The organism is Bacillus sp. FSL M7-1020 (assembly GCF_038050415.1).
GTDB lineage: Bacteria > Bacillota > Bacilli > Bacillales > Bacillaceae_G > Bacillus_A > Bacillus_A toyonensis.
In genome coordinates this window covers 2194399-2211866 of the sequence record NZ_JBBOTW010000001.1, presented here as the reverse complement: position 1 = coordinate 2211866, position 17468 = coordinate 2194399, and the positions used below count along the sequence as shown (strand labels likewise).

The 17468-nt window shown below is 34.7% G+C and carries 17 protein-coding genes; 3 read left to right on the top strand and 14 right to left on the bottom strand.

What is annotated here, in order from left to right:
- Window positions 1-10: 10 nt before the first annotated feature.
- On the bottom strand, window positions 11-256 hold the full coding sequence (locus MHB70_RS11215; protein ID WP_000237381.1) for a hypothetical protein: 246 nt from the start codon (window positions 254-256) through the stop codon (window positions 11-13).
- A gap of 317 nt (window positions 257-573) precedes the next feature.
- Here MHB70_RS11215 and MHB70_RS11210 point away from each other — a divergent pair, with 317 nt between their 5' ends.
- Window positions 574-741: a hypothetical protein gene (locus MHB70_RS11210; protein ID WP_000358199.1), complete on the top strand. Its 168-nt coding sequence runs from the start codon at window positions 574-576 to the stop codon at window positions 739-741.
- A gap of 465 nt (window positions 742-1206) precedes the next feature.
- Here MHB70_RS11210 and MHB70_RS11205 read toward each other — a convergent pair whose 3' ends face one another.
- The 13 genes from MHB70_RS11205 to MHB70_RS11145 all read right to left on the bottom strand — a co-directional run bounded on the left by MHB70_RS11205 (window position 1207) and on the right by MHB70_RS11145 (window position 14312).
- The gene (locus MHB70_RS11205; protein ID WP_000806477.1) at window positions 1207-3147 is read right to left on the bottom strand and encodes an AMP-binding protein; all 1941 of its coding nucleotides are present in this window, start codon (window positions 3145-3147) and stop codon (window positions 1207-1209) included.
- A 49-nt stretch (window positions 3148-3196) separates the two neighbouring features.
- Window positions 3197-4738: an acyl-CoA carboxylase subunit beta gene (locus tag MHB70_RS11200; RefSeq protein WP_061530232.1), complete on the bottom strand. Its 1542-nt coding sequence runs from the start codon at window positions 4736-4738 to the stop codon at window positions 3197-3199.
- A 2-nt stretch (window positions 4739-4740) separates the two neighbouring features.
- Entirely contained in the window at window positions 4741-5529 is a 789-nt protein-coding gene (locus tag MHB70_RS11195; protein WP_000939820.1) for an enoyl-CoA hydratase, read from the bottom strand.
- Between the two features lie 4 nt (window positions 5530-5533).
- Complete coding sequence (mvaB, locus tag MHB70_RS11190; protein ID WP_000775420.1) at window positions 5534-6445, bottom strand: hydroxymethylglutaryl-CoA lyase; 912 nt, start codon at window positions 6443-6445, stop codon at window positions 5534-5536.
- A 21-nt stretch (window positions 6446-6466) separates the two neighbouring features.
- Window positions 6467-6682, bottom strand: a complete 216-nt coding sequence (locus MHB70_RS11185) for an acetyl-CoA carboxylase biotin carboxyl carrier protein subunit (RefSeq protein ID WP_001987345.1) — start codon at window positions 6680-6682, stop codon at window positions 6467-6469.
- A 26-nt stretch (window positions 6683-6708) separates the two neighbouring features.
- Window positions 6709-8046 (bottom strand): acetyl-CoA carboxylase biotin carboxylase subunit, encoded by a 1338-nt coding sequence (locus MHB70_RS11180; RefSeq protein WP_061530233.1) that lies wholly within the window; start codon window positions 8044-8046, stop codon window positions 6709-6711.
- A gap of 15 nt (window positions 8047-8061) precedes the next feature.
- Window positions 8062-9207, bottom strand: coding sequence for an acyl-CoA dehydrogenase (locus MHB70_RS11175; RefSeq protein WP_000397277.1), 1146 nt, complete (start codon window positions 9205-9207; stop codon window positions 8062-8064).
- Window positions 9208-9423: 216 nt separating this feature from the next.
- Window positions 9424-10392, bottom strand: coding sequence for a YbgA family protein (locus MHB70_RS11170; protein WP_061530234.1), 969 nt, complete (start codon window positions 10390-10392; stop codon window positions 9424-9426).
- Window positions 10393-10396: 4 nt separating this feature from the next.
- Complete coding sequence (locus tag MHB70_RS11165) at window positions 10397-11050, bottom strand: TetR/AcrR family transcriptional regulator (protein WP_000711180.1); 654 nt, start codon at window positions 11048-11050, stop codon at window positions 10397-10399.
- Between the two features lie 24 nt (window positions 11051-11074).
- Window positions 11075-12094 carry an ABC transporter permease gene (locus tag MHB70_RS11160; protein WP_061530235.1) on the bottom strand — a complete coding sequence of 340 codons (1020 nt, stop codon included), beginning with the start codon at window positions 12092-12094 and terminating at the stop codon, window positions 11075-11077.
- A complete protein-coding gene (locus MHB70_RS11155) occupies window positions 12091-12816 on the bottom strand; it encodes an ABC transporter ATP-binding protein (protein WP_001171599.1) in 726 nt (241 codons plus the stop codon). The genes MHB70_RS11160 and MHB70_RS11155 overlap by 4 nt, the downstream gene beginning before the upstream one ends.
- 186 nt (window positions 12817-13002) lie before the next feature.
- Window positions 13003-13254, bottom strand: coding sequence for a hypothetical protein (locus MHB70_RS11150; RefSeq protein WP_000548627.1), 252 nt, complete (start codon window positions 13252-13254; stop codon window positions 13003-13005).
- Window positions 13255-13469: 215 nt separating this feature from the next.
- Window positions 13470-14312 carry a metallophosphoesterase gene (locus MHB70_RS11145; protein ID WP_001036669.1) on the bottom strand — a complete coding sequence of 281 codons (843 nt, stop codon included), beginning with the start codon at window positions 14310-14312 and terminating at the stop codon, window positions 13470-13472.
- A gap of 658 nt (window positions 14313-14970) precedes the next feature.
- On the opposite strand from MHB70_RS11145, the gene MHB70_RS11140 reads away from it, so the two are divergent.
- Together MHB70_RS11140 and MHB70_RS11135 are read left to right on the top strand one after the other, a co-directional pair.
- Window positions 14971-15540, top strand: coding sequence for a hypothetical protein (locus MHB70_RS11140; RefSeq protein ID WP_000782800.1), 570 nt, complete (start codon window positions 14971-14973; stop codon window positions 15538-15540).
- 412 nt (window positions 15541-15952) lie between these two features.
- Window positions 15953-17368 (top strand): phosphatidylinositol-specific phospholipase C, encoded by a 1416-nt coding sequence (locus MHB70_RS11135; RefSeq protein ID WP_061530236.1) that lies wholly within the window; start codon window positions 15953-15955, stop codon window positions 17366-17368.
- Window positions 17369-17468: the final 100 nt, after the last annotated feature.

Sequence of the window (17468 nt, the reverse complement as noted above, 5' to 3'; positions counted from 1 at the left end):
GTGTATCCACTCAAGGAAATAATACTTTATTTTTTTCGGGGCAAGTATTAGTAAACGGTAGTCCTACTCCAGGGGTAGTGGTCAGTTTTTCATTTAGTAACCCTTCTCTTGCTTTCATGGTTCCTCTTGCTGTCATTACCAATGCTTCAGGTAACTTTACCGCTGTATTTCTAGCCGCTAATGGGCCTGGAACAGTAACCGTTACTGCTTCACTTCTTGATTCTCCTGGAACAATGGCTAGCGTCACTATTACCATTGTGAATTGTCCGTAATGGTTTTGTTTTTAAGGACTAAGCAGTTTCTGATAAGATGAGCACTGATTTACAGTGCTCTTTTTTATCATTGGGATGTTCTTTTTAAATGAAATTTCGTAACACCCTACTAAAATAATGCTTTTATTAATCACTAATGATCTTTATATTTCTTCAGCTTGTCATCACAGGTAATTTTTATAAGTAGTTAACTTCTCAATGTAGTTTGTGTATATAATTCCATTCAAAGATACATAATACCCACGTAACTATTTAAAAACACTTCGTTTTTATATCAAAGTTCAAAAAGGAGCTACATAACATGGATAAAAAAGATTTATTAAGTCAACAACTTGATCATGTATCATCTGATGCGCTGAATACTCCTAGTAAAGCCCAAGAGCAAATGCAAGAAACATCTCAGAAGGCACATAATTCAAACAAAAAGGGCAATACTCAATCTTTACATGTTGAAGATTTACCAAATTAAGACGTATATAGAATAACGAACAAATACTAAATTTTAAGGGGAAAAATTCTTAAGAACGAGTGAACTTAATTTTTTCCCTTTTCCTATTTACATAACACTTTAATAGGAAATACGTACACATTTTTGACACATTCCCTATCACAATCTCCTGAAAATTCGTGATAATATTAATTTGTCGAATACGCCAAATTTCGACATTGCACGACAATACTTTCTCCCTTAGTGAATCCCTGTCCCCCAGGGATTTCTCCTTTTATTCATTACTTTTCGCTTCACTAAATTTTCATCCTTAACACAATTCAATCACTCCAATGAATAGACATGCCACAATCCTATTTTGATAAAAACTATAAAACAAACATACGTCGTAATAATACAAGTAGAATTTTACTACTTCAAATTTACTTCTTCTCTTTTTATAAACATGAAAAATGAGCTCCATTTACATAGAGCTCATTCCTACATTTATAATTTACTAGACTGTAGACCCTGAATATGTGGAACTACTTCTGGATTTACAAGTGATGATAAATCTCCTAATTCTTTTCCTAAGTAAGCCGCTTTGATGACGCGTCGCATTACTTTAGAATTACGTGTTTTTGGCAAATCCTCTACAACGTGGATATCCTTTGGACATAATGCTTTTCCGATATGAGAATTTACTAAACTCATTAATTCTTTCTTTAATTCTGCTGTAAATATTACACCATCTCGTAATACTACAAAGCAATGACAAACCTCACCTTTTACATCGTCAGGTACACCAATGGAAGCTGCTTCTATTACATTAATATGTTTCACAAGAATAGACTCATATTCAGCAGGCCCAATACGTTTACCAGCAATATTTAGCGTATCATCTGAACGCCCTGTAATGATATATTGTTCACCATCATAAATAACCCAGTCACCATGAACCCATTTATTTTCAAATCGTGACCAATATGTGTTCACATAACGCTCATCGTCTTCCCAGAAACTTTTCGTCATTCCAACCCAAGGTTTCTCTAAACATAATTCTCCAACTTCATCACGGATTGGTTTACCTTGATCATCAAGTACAACCGCAGCCATACCTGGTAACGATGCGTTAAAACTAATTGGTGCGATTGGCTTAATCAGAACATTACCGAAAATCCCACCAGAAATTTCAGTTCCGCCTGAATAGTTACAGATTGGCACTTTTCCTTTTCCAACTGTTTCAAACAGCCACATCCATGGATCAGGATTCCAAGGCTCTCCTGTTGATGCGAATACTTCTAAACTCTTTAAAGAATGTTTATTCACATACTCATCACCTTTTGCCATTAATGCACGGATTAACGTTGGCGAAATACCGAGATGAGTAATTTCATATTTATCAACTGTCTCCCATAAGCGATCTGCTTCTGGAAAGTCTGGAACACCTTCGTACATAACCATCGTTGCACCATTTATGAGTGAACCGAATAATAAAAATGGCCCCATCATCCAGCCCATATCAGTTACCCATAATACACGATCACCTTGTTTAATATTCATTCCAAATCCTGCATCAAAAGCTGCTTTCAAAGGAAATCCTGCATGCGTGTGTACCGTTCCTTTCGGCTTACCAGTCGTTCCTGATGTATATATGAGCATTAAAGGATCATCACTATGCATTTCTTCGGCATGTATGAATGGTTTTTCTTTTTCTAGCGTACTCCATGAAAAGTCATAATGATGCGGTGTAAAATCATTTCCTGCATGACGAACAATTACCACCTTTTCAACAGTCGGGCAATGTTCACAAGCTTTATCTACTTCATCCTTTAAAGAAACAATTTTCCCGCGGCGTGAAAATCCATCTGCGGTAATAATCATTTTTGAACCAGCTGCTTGTACGCGTGTCATAACTGCATCCGAAGCAAATCCCGAAAATATTGGTGAAATAATTGCTCCGATTTTCATTACAGCTAGCATCGCAACAACTGTTTCCGGAATCATCGGCATATAAATTGTTACACGATCGCCCTTCTCAATACCCGCTTGTTTCAAACCATTGGCAACACGGCTTACCCAATTGTCAAGCTCTTCATATGTAAATGATTTTGAAGTTCCATTTTCCCCTTCGTACTGAAGTGCTGGCTGTTTTCTTGTCACTTCATCCGCAATCCAGCGGGATAAAGCTGATTCTACAACGTTACATGTTCCACCATTATACCACTGTGCAAATGGCGTACCATTTTCTAAATCTAACACTTCTGTATAAGGTTTCATCCATTGATAGCCAACTGCTTTTTCTGCCTCTCCCCAAAACCAAGCTGTTTCCTCAATAGATTTATTATAAAAAGTTTCATAGTCTTCATATCCCAATGATTTCATCCAACCATATAAACGTGTTTTTTCCTTATACTCTTCTGTTGGAAACCAAACTGCTTGTTTCAATGTTTTCCCCTCCTTGACTTTTTGAGCAAGAAAGCCCTAAATAGGGCTTTTAAACTGGATATACAGGATGTTTACGATCCGTGAATACTTGATATTTACTCATATACATTTCGAAACGCCCTTTTAACTCTTCACGTAAATTGTTTGGATGAACAATACCATCAATCACCATCTCTGATGCTAAATGATAAATATCAATATCTTTCTTATACTCTTCACGTTTTTCAGCAATGAAGCTTGCACGCTCTTCTTCTGGTAAAGCCGCAATTTTATTTGCATATACAGCATTGACCGCTGCTTCTGGACCCATTACAGCAATAGAAGCTGTCGGTAATGCTAAGCAGCAATCTGGTTCAAATGCCGGACCTGCCATTGCATATAAACCAGCACCATATGCTTTTCGAACAATGATAGAAATTTTCGGTACAGTTGCTTCACTCATTGCAGAAATCATTTTTGCACCGTGACGAATAATACCAGCGCGCTCTACTTTCGTACCAATCATAAATCCTGGTACATCTGCAAGGAATAATAATGGAATATGGTATGCATCGCATAAATTAATAAACTTCGCTGCTTTATCAGCTGAATCGTGGAATAAAACGCCACCTTTCATACGCGGCTGATTTGCAATAATACCTATTGGCTTACCATCAATGCGTGCTAAACCTGTAATGAGTTCTTGAGCAAATAATTTTTTCACTTCAAAGAATGAGCCGTCATCTATAATTCTGTTAATCAGATCTTTCATATTGAAAGGAGCATTTTGATTTTCTGGAATGATTTGTTCTAACGTTTTATCGAACTGTTTCGGTTCTTGAGGTGTCATCAATGGAGTTTTTTCTAAGTAGTTGCTTGGAAAATATGAAATGTATTGTCTAGCCTGTGTAATTGCATCTTCTTCTGTCTTACATAAAACGTCTCCGCATCCTGATACTGAGCAATGCATACGAGCCCCGCCCATTTCTTCTAAAGTTACCTTCTCACCGATAACCATTTCAGCCATACGTGGAGATCCTAAATACATAGATGCATTACCTTCCACCATCATAACAACGTCACAAAAAGCTGGAATATATGCACCACCAGCAGCAGAAGGACCAAATAATAAACAAATTTGCGGAACTTTACCTGATAATTTCACTTGGTTATAAAAGATTCTTCCCGCACCGCGGCGCCCTGGGAACATTTCTACTTGATCTGTAATACGCGCTCCAGCAGAGTCAACTAAATAAAATAATGGAACACGTAACTTTTCAGCCGTTTCTTGGATACGTAAAATCTTTTCAACTGTACGAGCTCCCCATGATCCGGCTTTCACAGTTGAATCATTTGCCATTACGCACGCAGTACGCCCATGTATTTTACCAGTTGCAGTTACAACACCATCAGCCGGTAACCCTGTTTGCTCACAATTTGCAAATAATGCATCTTCTACATATTCGCCATTATCAAATAGAAGAGCTAAAAGATCTCGAACAAATAGTTTTCCTTTTGCTTTGTTTTGTTCATGATATTTCGGTGCTCCACCTTGTTTAATCGTTTCAACTCGTTCTTCAAAATTATTTGATTGTTGTTTTTGTTCTAACACATTTACTCCCCCTTATACATCGGTTTGCGTTTTTCCTTAAATGCCTGTAATCCTTCTAATCTATCTTCCGTATGGATTACACCCTCGTACGCCTGTTTTTCCATTTGTAATCCGGTATGTAAATCTACTTGAACACCATTAGAAATTGCTTCTTTTGCTAATCGAACTGCAATAGGACCATTACTAGCAATTTGATTTGCAATTTCAATCGCTTTCTCTTCTAGTAAATCAGCTGGTACGACGAATTCTACTAAACCATATTCTTTCGCTTCTTGCGCCGAAATACGTCTTCCTGTATAAATTAATTCTTTCGCTCTACCAACACCAATTAATCTCGGTAAACGCTGCGTACCACCTGCTCCAGGTATAATTGCAAGGGTAGTTTCAGTCAGACCAAGGCTTGCATTTTCAGAAGCGATTCTAAAGTCACAGGCTAAACTCAATTCCGTACCACCACCAAGAGCAATTCCATTAATAGCTGCAATAACTGGTTGTGGTAATTGTTCCACCATTTCCATAGTAGTACGAATCATACCAACCGCATGGCGAACTTGCTCTTCATTCATACCAGCTCGTTCTTTTAAATCTGCGCCAGCACAAAACGCTTTTTCACCAGCCCCTGTTAAAATAACTACACGTGTATCTGACTCTTCACTTATTTCCGTTAATATTGTTTGCAATTCTTCTAATAACGCTAAAGATAAAGAATTTGCTTGTCTTTCACGATATAACGAAATCTTTACAACATGCGGTGTTACATAGTCAACTGAAATATTTTGTAATTGTAGCATCTTCTCACCTACTTATCGTTTTATGTTGAAGCGCTCTATACACATGACTCGGTAATTGGATATTTAACTTACTTTGAATAAATTGACTAGCTCTCCATAACTTTTCTTCGTCTATATTTGTTTGGACACCTAACTTATGGAGCATATGCACTAAATCATCAGTTGCAACATTTCCTGATGCTCCCGGTGCATATGGACATCCCCCGAGTCCACCACAAGAACTATCAAACGTTGTAATACCGTGTTCTAAAGACTTCACTACATTTGCAAGTGCCATCCCATACGTATTATGAAAATGCATTGCAAACTGCGAAGCATCATATTTCTTTAATAGATGTTCTAATACTTGTTCTACTTGTAATGGATTCGCTACACCAATCGTGTCACCGAGAGAAACTTCATAAATGCCGTATGAAAATAGTTGATTACATATTTCATCAACTGCTGTGGCACTTATATCTCCCTCATACGGACATCCAAATACAGTAGAAACATAACCTCTAACCTTTTTCCCTTCGAATATTGCCTGTTTTGTTATATCTTCAATAACAGTTAATGCTTCTTTAATTGATTTATTAATATTACTTTTATTATGAGATTCACTCGCTGATAAAAAAACATTCACCTCATCTACATTTTGCAAAAAAGCTCGTTCCAAACCATTTTGATTTGGAACAAGCGCAGCATATGTAACATTGGGATCCCTTTTTAGCTCAGAAAAGACATCATTTGCATCCGCTAAGGCAGGAACCCATTTTGGGTGAACGAATGAGGAAACTTCAACGTACGACAATCCGGCTTCTGTAAGTAGTTGAATCCATTTTACTTTATCTTTTGTGCCAACAATCTTTTTTTCATTCTGTAAGCCATCACGTGGCCCTACTTCTTTAATGACAGCAAAATTAGGTAGTTTCAATTCGCTTCCCCCTATATCTCCCTATTCAATTTCTAGTAATACATCTCCTTCATTTACAAAATCGCCTTCTTGCACATTAATTTTCATAACTGTGCCAGCTTCTTCCGAAATGATTGGAATTTCCATTTTCATAGATTCCAAAATGACGACATCCTGCTCTTCCTCTACTGTATCTCCTACTCCTACAACTATCTTCCAAACATTTCCTGCCATCGATGCATATACTTTCGTCATCATTTTTTCCCCCTTAATATTCATAAATCTTATTTTTTAACAAGCTGTTTCGTTACGAAACCCGTTGTATAAATACCACTTTTGAACACATCGTCTCCGAGCACTTGCAGTAGCATCGGTGTATTTGTTTTAATACCTTCAATTTTTAACTCTTCTAAAGCATTTTCTAATTTTGAAATTGCCTCTTCACGAGTTTCACCATGAGCAATGACTTTCGCAATCATTGGATCATAAAACGGTGTAATTGTTACATGATTCTCTAAAAAGTGATCCATACGTATATTTGATGGTAATGTTAAATCTGTAATTTTCCCAGGTGACGGGAAGAATGTTTTCGGATCTTCTGCATAAATACGTGCTTCAATGGCATGACCACTACGTTTTACATCATCCTGAGTAAATGATAGTTTCTCTCCACTTGCGATAAGAAGTTGTTGTTCTACAAGATCTAACCCCGTAATTTCTTCTGTAATGGGATGCTCTACTTGTAATCTCGTATTCATTTCTAAGAAATAGAAATTTTTCTGATCATCTACAAGAAACTCAACTGTACCTGCATTTGTATACCCAAGAGCTTTAGCAGCTTGTACAGCCACTTCTCCCATTGCTTTTCGTGTACCTTCATCTAAAAAAGGTGAAGGTGCTTCTTCGATTACTTTTTGATTTCGGCGCTGTACAGAACATTCACGTTCCCATAAGTACACTGTGTTACCATGTGTATCTGCTAAAAGCTGAATTTCAATATGATGCGCGTCTGCAATATAACGCTCTAAATACATTTCTCCATTACCGAAGAAATTTTGTGCCCTTGTTTTGTTACTTTCAAATGCTTTGGTGAGCGTTTGCTCAGTTTCCATCAACTGCATTCCAATGCCTCCGCCACCCGCGGATGCCTTAAGCATTAATGGATAACCAATTTGTTTTGCAATTTCAATTGCCTCTTCAGCAGTTTCAATATTTGTAGTAATACCTGGAACTACTGGTACATCTGCTGCTTGCATTGCTATACGTGACTCAATTTTACTTCCCATCTTCGTAATGATTTCTTCTGAAGGACCAATAAATACGATTCCTTCTTCTTTACAGCGAATCGGAAAAGATGGATTCTCTGATAATAATCCGTACCCCGGATGGATTGCTTCAACATTTGTCTTCTTAGCTATTTCAATAATTTTTTCAAGGTTTAAATAGCTTTCTTGAACTCGTGGACCACCTACTAGATAAGCTTCATTTGCCATTTTTACATGAAGGGCATTTTCATCAGCCTCAGAATAAATAGCGACAGTACGAATTCCAAGTTTTTGACAAGTTTTCATAATGCGAACTGCGATTTCCCCGCGATTGGCAATTAATATTTTTTGAAACATAGTGATTCCTCCTTTTTATCTACATCCTAAATGTCTAGCAATTACGAGACGTTGAATTTCAGAAGTTCCTTCACCAATTTCTAACAGTTTTGCATCACGAATATGTCTTTCAACTTCATATTCACGCATATAGCCATAACCGCCATGAATTTGTACTGCATGATTCGCAATACGACTAGCTGCTTCAGATGCAAATAGTTTTGCCATAGCCGCTTCTTTACCGAAAGGTTTATCGTTATCTTTTAACCAAGCTGCTTTATGTACTAAATTACGTGCTAACTCTACTTCAGTCGCCATATCCGCTAATTTAAATTGAATCGCTTGGAAATTAGAAATTGTTTTTCCAAATTGTTGACGTTCTTTCGCATATTGCAATGCACGTTCAAATGCAGATTGTGCAATACCTACTGCTAATGCTGCAATTGAAATACGTCCTCCATCAAGTGTATATAAGAATTGTTTAAATCCTTTATTAACATCACCAAGAATATTTTCTTTCGGTACACGCACACCATCAAGTACGATTTCACAAGTATTAGAAGCGCGAACACCCATCTTATCGTAAGGACTTGAGATCGTTAATCCTTCACTTGTAGTCGGTACGATAAATGCAGAAATACGTTTTCTACCATTCTCTTCAACACCGTTGATAGCGGTTACAATAATTGTATTTGCATACTCTGCGTTTGTAATCCAGCACTTTTCACCACTGATTACATACTCATCACCATCTAATACAGCTTTCGTTTGTGTGCCTCCTGCATCTGATCCAGCGTTTGGCTCCGTTAATCCGAAAGCGCCTAACGTTTTACCTGATGCCATTGGAACTAAATATTTTTGTTTTTGTTCTTCTGTACCGAAATAATAAATTGGAGAAGCACCTAATGAAATTGTTGCAGCGTAGCTTAAGCCTGTACCACCACAAGCACGACCAATTTCTTCAACTGCTAGCGCGTACGATACTGTATCGCCACCTGAACCTCCATACTCTTCTGGGAATGGGATGCCTAATAATCCTAGTTCGCCCATTTTTTGAAATGTTTCATATGGAAACTCTGCAGTTTTGTCATAATACACAGCTTTCGGTGCGATTTCCTTTTCAGCAAAGTCACGTACCATTTCTTTAATCATTTGTTTTTCGCGAGTTAGAGTAAATTCCATTCCGCTACACACCCCTTATCGAATATTGAGTTTCGACAGCGTGCGAGTTTCTACTACAAACATTACTTCTTAAAAGACAAGAATATTAGTTAGACAATTGCTACAATTCTGTCATAACTTAATTTTAAAACAGATTCTGTACTAATGCACAAAAAAATTCCTACATTGTTCTACAACAACATAGGAAGTTTCATGTCGAATTATGTAATTTATTGTTTAATAATCTCTACCTTTTCCCGAATCAGAAATTTCTACTAACGCTTCAGGATATGGCTCAAAATATGTTTGTCTTAATAAATACTTTTCATCAAACCGAATGGCCCATGATTTTAAAATTGCAAGCAAACTACTAAGTGGTATTTTCTTTTCTGCATACTTTTGTATCAGTTCTAAAAAATAATCTTTTTCTTGTTTTTTTAATTTCGTTTTAAAATATCCGAAAATATGTTCACATACATTTACATTCGATGTATAGCGGGGCGCGCGCAAAAATAATTCATATAAAGTCTTCTCATAATTATCAAATACAATTTCAATCGTTTCATTTTTTTGATTTGCAATAATACGCCCTAATTCTTTTTGTTTTACCTGATTATATGCCATAAATAAATATTTATTGTCCGACTGAAACGATACAAGGTCTTTCATATTTTTATTATGTTTAATCATTTTGTAATATGCGATTGTAAATAACCTTGTAAAGAAATGTTCTCTAATAATAAAATTCGACAATCTACCTTCTTCTTCAATTGGAAGGTGCGAAAAATTTTTTAATACTGCTCCGCCAAATAAGCCTGGTCCCTTTCCTTTTGCTGGCGCTTTTTCAAAACCAGAATAAATTTTCACATCACGCGTACCACAACTTGGCGAGCGATTCTTTAAAATAAATCCATCCACATCGGATATCGTTTGTAAAAATCCATTTGAAAATTGCTCCATTTTTTCAGTAACGTCTTCTCTTGTCGACGGTTGCACAAGTTTATTCACACCATTTTCTTCTACGATTCGTATCGTTTCACGAGGAATTCCCAATCCAATCTCGACTTCTGGACAAACAGGTATAAATGTAACAAATGGCTGCAAATTTCGTATTGTTACATCCGGAATCATTTCTCCATTATAACGACAAGCATCAAATTCTAAACATTTACTTACGACGATTGTAGGTTTTGCAAATTGTCGCATTTCATTACCTCCGTGGCGTTAGTCCGTACAAAATAAATTGAATCGTATTTTCAATTTCCAATTCATCATCCCAATTCTCTTCAGGTAATAATAAAAACCGAGTTAATAGAAATCCTAAAACAGCTGATAATGTAAGCCGTAACACGGAAGGTGGTGGCATCTCAATAATTCCCCCTTCTTCTTGAAACTTTACAATTAACTTTTTAAAATGTGAAAGCAGTTCTGTTTCTACTAATTGTTGTATTTCACTTTTTAGCTCTGGCTGAAACGGCACTTCTTGAATTAATATTTTAATCATTGGAAAGTGCTTTTTGGCAAATTCAAATCGATTATGAATGACTACCCTTAAAAGCCCTTCATACGATTCATAATCAGTTTTAAATATCTCTTTCGCAAAAGCTTGTACGAAAAATGGTGCAGCAAACTTTGTTAAAGTTGGCATTACGACCGCTAACAATAAATCTTTTTTCGTCTTATAGTAGCGGAAAATCGTTCCTTCCGCTACACCAGCACGCTTTGCAATTTCACTTGTTGAAGTTGAAGCATATCCTTTTTCTCCAAACATATCAACAGCTGCTTCTAAAATACGCATTTGACGTTCATTTCGATTATCAGTATTAGTTGCAGCAATCAATTCCTCAAGCCAATCCTTCTTCATGTACAAAGCTCCTTTTTGTCATTATTATATTTTGCGATGTTTCTTTAAAGCAAATACATTCCCTACTGCAAATAATAGTGAAAAAAGTAGTAATACAGTAAGATCCAATGCAATTTCTGTAAATCCTTGATTTCGAATCATCACTTGCCTCATTGCATCAGCACCGTATGTGAGTGGAAATAATTTCCCTAACATTTGTAGCCACTTATTCATAGATTCAATTGGAAACAAGCCAGAAAAGAAGATTTGTGGCACAATAATTAGCGGTATAAACTGGATCATTTGAAATTCATTATTTGCGTATGCTGATAAAAACGTCCCTAATGTTAGTGCCGTTAAAGAGAGCATACATGTAATAAGTAGCGTTAGCCATATAGAACCTGCTACATATAAATCTAAAACATAGACTGAAAAACTTACAATTATAACAGATTGTATGAATGCAAAAATTCCAAAACCAATTATATATCCAACAACTATTTCCCATCGTCTAACTGGTGTGGACAATAATCGCTCTAATGTACCACTTAAACGTTCTCTTACGAAAGAAACTCCTGACAAAATGAATACAAAGAAAAATGTAAAGAATCCAATTAACACGGGACCGAGCCCATCAAACATCGTAAAGTCTTTAGAGCCATGTAAATAATTCACTTCAGGTTTCATAATCGATACATCATTCTTCTCTGTGCTCTTTTGCAATACTTGGAGTACAGCACGGTTTTTCGACGAATCACTGCCTTCTAACAAAAGATTTATTTTTCCATTCTCTAAATGAATTACTGCATCGATCTTTTGTTTTTCCAACTCAGAAATCGCTTTCTCTTTCCTATATTCATAAATTGAGGCTTCTTGATTTTTCATCACTTTTACTATAGAAGCGGGCACATCAACTACAGCAATATGTGGTTTATAATCTTTTTGTGTAAATACTAAAGACAATAGCCAAAGTAATAACATTGGTGCCCCAAACATCATGGCTAACGAACGTTTATCTCGAAAAAATTGACGAATAATACGAATGATTACACCATTAACTCTCACGATTCAACCCCCTCTTCTAACAAAAAGACATCTTCAATTCGTCCTGATGATACACGTTTTTTCAATTCCTCTGGCGTTCCAACCGCAACTAAGTTCCCTTCTCTAATCAACCCTAGACGCTCACAAAACTCTGCTTCATCCATAATGTGCGTCGTTACAATAATAGTTGTGCCTTTCTTTTTAAGTTCATAAAATTTTCCCCAGATTGTTTTTCTAAGAAGCGGATCTATCCCCACTGTTGGCTCATCTAAAATTAATATTTCAGGTTCATGAAGAAGTGCTATTGCTAATGATAGACGCTTTTTCATCCCACCTGAAAAATGCTGTACTTGCTTTTTCATATGTTGTGATAATTGTACCAGGTCAAAAACCTCTTTGATTCTTTCCTTTTTATGCTTTCCCTTTAATCCATACATCGTTGCAATAAAATCTGCATTTTCATATGCTGATAGTTCTTCGTATAATGCATCAGCTTGAGCCATATAGCCAATTCTTTTCATCTCATTTAAATTTGGCATGTTAATGTTGTATACAAATACATCACCTTTAGATGCCTGATTAATACCTGCAATCAATTTAATAAGCGTCGTTTTCCCTGATCCTGAAGGCCCAACTAAACCAAATATCTCTGCTTTTTCAATTTGTAATGAAAGATCGTGTAAAACTTCTTTTTTTCCAAAACTTTTCGATACATTCTGTAAAACAATTGAAGGTTTTTGCATGTATTATCCCTCTTTTCTATAAAATGAGTGAGTACTCACTTTTATTTTACTCTTGCGTAATTATATGTCAAACTTCATTGATTAGTATTTATTTTCAATCAACAATATTAAACAATGAAACAGAATCGACATTAGAATATAATTTCTTAAAGTCGACTCTGTTTCATTTAAACTATGCATTTTACTTTATGTTTCTAAATTCATATACTTCCTAATTCTAGCAAGGTCTAAAGAATATTCGATAACTAATTGCTGTAACGGTAAAATAACTGTATCGGGATATAAATGTGCATATTGTAATGTTTCTGCATATTTTTCTAATCTTTTTTCTAAATATTTTATAATTTGCTCAGGATGGCTCACTAATAAACATTGACAATAATAATGTATTTGTTCCTCAATCGCCGTATACTCTTCAATTTCATATTCTTTATGCATGTGTACACCCCTTTAAGTTTTTTACATAAATTCCTTATCACACTTTTCACTCGACTAATTTTTAAGTTTTTTGATTATTTACACTATAACAAACTCTTCAGGTCAAATTTTGTTACTTTATGTAACGTAGAAAATTTTTAACAAAATTGTAATGTTAACTCCTGCAAAATACATAAAGCCCCTTTACTCATTCTGTACATAAAAAGTCGCCCAATTTAATTTAACTGGGCGACTACAATTTCTGGCCTATTCAAAATTCTTTGCGGAATGATACTATTGCCTAATCCTCTACTAACCACCATTGATGTATTTTGTTCTTCATATAAACCTGCTGTATATTTAGGTAAAACACCTTGATTTGGAGCAACTAATCCGCTGATAAATGGTAACCTAACTTGCCCACCATGAGCATGCCCTGAGAAAACTAAATCTATTCGCTCCTCTGCATACTCCTCAATAAATTCTGGCCTATGGGATAATAATACATTATATCTATTTGGTTGCGTTTCAATTTTCGCTTTTACAATTGCATCTTTTACAATACTTCCTTCATTAATATCTCTGTTATTAAATTCCGGATCATCAATACCTAACAAGTTTATTTCTTGTCCGCCTTTTTGTATTATTACATGTTCATTTCTCAAAACAGTAACATGGTTTTTCTTTAATTCTTTTTCTAAACTGTTATATTTTCCTGACCATTTTTCATGGTTTCCTGTTACAAAATATACCGGATACTCCTTTACAAGTTCTCGTATTACTTGCATACTAATTTCTTCATCGTACGATTTACTGTCTATTAAATCACCAGTAATAGCAATAATATCTGGATTTATGCTTTTTACTTTTTGAATTAAAATGTCTTGATTATCACCAAATTTTTTATTATGTAAATCTGAAATTTGTAGAATTTTATACCCTTTAAAAGCGGAGGGAATTTTACTAGAGGTTATTTTAACCTCAGTTATACTTATTAAATTGTTCTGTAAATATAAAAAGATACAAATACCTACTATTGTACCGATAAGTAATATGATTCTTTTAGTCTTCTTGTTCATTTTTCCTCCTAAAATCTTAATCAGAACTACAATTCTAATAAACATTCCGTGCCCTTTGAATTCAAAAAACTGAAACTTTCCAATTAATTTGAAGTATTTTTCATAGTGTTATACGTCTCTAATAAACACTTACTGCTGTTTCCAATCTCCTTCGTATTAACTTACTATAAAGTGGAGCTTTAATATCCTAGGCGTCCTGCATGAGTGTATGATATCATGCTCATTCTCTAGTGAATTTATAGCGAATCCCTGGAAGCTCTTCATCATATTATCATTTATCTTATTTAGTTAATAACGATATAATGATAATTCCTAAAGTTTTTTATAAAAAAATTGTGTATTTTTCTCGAAGTATATATGACATTTGCTTGCAAATATATTATTACCACTACGATTTTAATTTGTTTAAAGCGTATATAGAGAGAATTAAAACATTAAATTCCCTTATGAAAAGTTATTATTATATTATTTATTAGAAAATTGAAAAAATGCGTGTAGATAGATATCATTGTAAATGAATATATAATTAACTTTAATTTTCTGACACAGTTTCACATAATTCTTAAACTATTTTTTGCGTGCATTATGAAATAATATATTGCACCGTGTCAGTCTTTAAAAGATTATATATCATAACTTTAAGAGAGGAAGGAAAACTATGAAGATGAAAAGAAAAATCATGATGACAACAGCACTTGCGGCTACATTAGCTACAGGTGCACTACCAACTACATCGGTGTTTGCTGCTGAAAAAGAGGCTCCTATCCAACAAAAAGAGGCACAAGTGAGTATTCAACCATTTGCACAAAATAATTTGGAAACAGCCGTTAATGCTGCCTTAAATGGCCCAGAAGTCAAAAAAATAAAAGTATTTGAGCATGAATTTAATGTAAAAGAAATAGAAGTAGTAAATCTAGGTGCTGGAAAAAAATATGTTAAGGGACAAATTTCTCATCATTTAAGTTTTCGTCCAGATGATCAATTTTATTATGAGTTTACAGTGCAAGATGGAAAGGTAATAGATAAGCCTGTATTTAATATTGATAGAGGTGGTTGGACACCATTTGCTGCTCCACTTTTATCAATTCTTGCTGCCTATAATGGGATTCCAGTTAACCCAAATGATTTAAATGCACTTGGTCAGCAGCTTGGAAAAGTTATAGATGGAAGCTGGGAACATGCAGCCCAATCTATCGCAACTGTAGTTAGTTTAAGTTTTAATGAGTAGAACTTTTTAATTTTTATTAGCCTTGCAGAGGCCCATTTTTCGTAGGTAACCTTGTTATAAGAGATTCTGAAACAGCTATAAATAGATTTTTACCACTCAGTCACATTATCTTGATTTGTTAACCACCTTATCATTCATTATATGTCACAGAATAGAAGTCTTTTTTAAGGCTTCTGTTTTGTTTGTATACAATACGATAAAAGGTTGTTTTTTCGAATCTATACTTCGATTCTTTAAGAATCCGTTTGGTTATTAAGTACAATTCATAACAACAAATTATTAAAGTCTCAAATAAGTTACTCCCCCTGTTTTTAATTATTTTCAAACACAAAATTTCATTACTTTAAAATGAAAACAATAAATATAGTACAAAATCATCTTAATCTATTGTTTAAAGGTCAGGAGAGATAAAATGAACAAAATAAAAATAATAAATTTCTTTAAAATTAGCATCCTCACATGTTTTACACTAGCAAGTTTAAGTACACCATCTCCTATTTTAGCTGATAGTCATCCAGGTTATTCCTATGAATCCAATATAGGATATCAAAATCCATCGTGGATGTCGAAAGTAGAAGATTCAACAAAACTAAGTAAAATATCTATTCCAGGGACTCACGGTACAATGGCTTTACATGGAGCAAGTTTTCTTGATGAAAATTTGACAAGAAATCAAACTATGAGTCTACCTCAACAATTAAATTCTGGAATTCGATATGTAGATATGCGTGTTAAACGTGTAAAAGATTCTTTTGCAATGTACCATGGGATTGTAAATCAAAAAGCAATGTTTGAAGATGTATTAAAAGAGGCAATTCAATTTTTAAAAGATTATCCGACAGAAACAATTTTAATGCGCTTAAAAGAAGAAACTACTCCTGAAAGTGGATCACTATCATTTGAAGAGATATTTTTAAAATATAAAAACGTTAATGCTTCATATTTTTGGGATCCTAATTCCGTACAAAATTCTGATAGAAACAACCCTACTTTAGGAGATATCCGGGGTAAAATTGTAATCTTACAAAACTTTACATCCTCTCAATTGTACGGTATTGATTACGAAAGTTTGAATATACAAGATAAATTTGAAATTGGAAGTGGTCCAGACGAAATATATGGAAAATGGAATGCGGTAAAAAGCCATCTACAAAATGCAAATACTAACTTTAATAACGGAAAAATATATCTCAACCATTTTAGTGGTACAGGTGGTGCAGCCGCATTTTTAAATAATGTATATCCTTGGTTTGTTGCAAGCGGAAAAGAGAATAGAAATACTGATAGTAGTCCTAAGTTAATTCAAACGAATTTCACTCATGAGTGGAGTGATTTCCCTCGCGATAGAAGTGGGCAAATATATTATGGTGGAATGAATACACTTGGGACCGAACTCTTGCATCAAGGTGAAATAAAACATGTTGGTATCATCGCAGCTGATTTTCCTGGACCAGGTTTAATTGATAGTATCATTAAATTAAATGGTATACATTCAAATGAAAAAGAACTATTAATTTCGCAAATTTCATCCGAATCTAGTCCTTTATCCGGACAACAAAATCGATCCAGTCAAAACTTTAGAATTGATAATTTACCTGTAGGTACTAAGGAATTAAAATGGATTATTGAGCCTTCAGAAAAAGATCATCCTTCTACTATTTCTTTCAATGTAATGATTGATGTTTCCCTAGGTACAGATTCTACTCGTTGGAAAAATATTTCACATGGATCTAGGACTGAAGCTTACACAAATACTAAATATTATATTGCAAGTCCAATTGGTGCCACTAACAAATTTACAGTGAAAATATACGCTATTACAAATTAGAAAATAAAGAATCCCAACTGAATTCCTTTTTGATGGAATACCATTGGGATTCTTTTTTGATTTCATTTCGTAAACATTAAGTGATTAAATTTATTCACAT